At 63.2% G+C, this 484-nt stretch carries 1 protein-coding gene; it reads right to left on the bottom strand.

Annotated features, from left to right (window positions below; genetic code table 11):
- Positions 1–484, bottom strand: a 484-nt coding sequence (locus tag CCD76_RS20140) for a hypothetical protein (protein WP_179208983.1), incomplete at both ends; no start/stop codon positions are given.

Below are 484 nucleotides of genomic sequence, written 5' to 3'. Positions count from 1 at the left end.
TCTGGCCATCGCCGAACATCAGATCATTCGGATCGGAATCACCCTCGCCATCGGCTGACTGACCGGCGCCCTGAGAAGCTTTAGAGGTTGATGGCAGCGAAGGTGAACCCGGCGACTTGCCGGATGACAAGCCACCCTGGGAGGTGTCCGGTTTCGGCGGGTAGAGGTGGCGCTCCTGGGGATGACGCAGGCGTTCCAGTTCGCTGTCGACCGTGGTCCAAATGTCGGCGCGCTCGTCTTCCGTCGCCGCCCGGGCGTACTTGCGCACGGTGAACCAGTTCTTCCAGGCCATGTCGATGGGGTTGAAGTGCAGTCCGGTGTGCTCGTTGAGCATGCCCTTGAGGCGATCCTCGACGATGTTCCAGCGAAACTCGGTTTGGCCCTCGTGATCGAGCTGCGCCATCTCCTCATGCCAGGCCTGGGCGAAGTTGCTGTCGACGACGTTGCTGGCCCACGGCTCGCCCTCGCCGAGATCGTCGGCGTG

The organism is Salinicola salarius (genome assembly GCF_002179555.1).
Lineage (GTDB): Bacteria > Pseudomonadota > Gammaproteobacteria > Pseudomonadales > Halomonadaceae > Salinicola > Salinicola salarius_A.
Note: the sequence above shows the minus strand (reverse complement) of the source record. Positions and strands in the feature narration are given on the sequence as shown.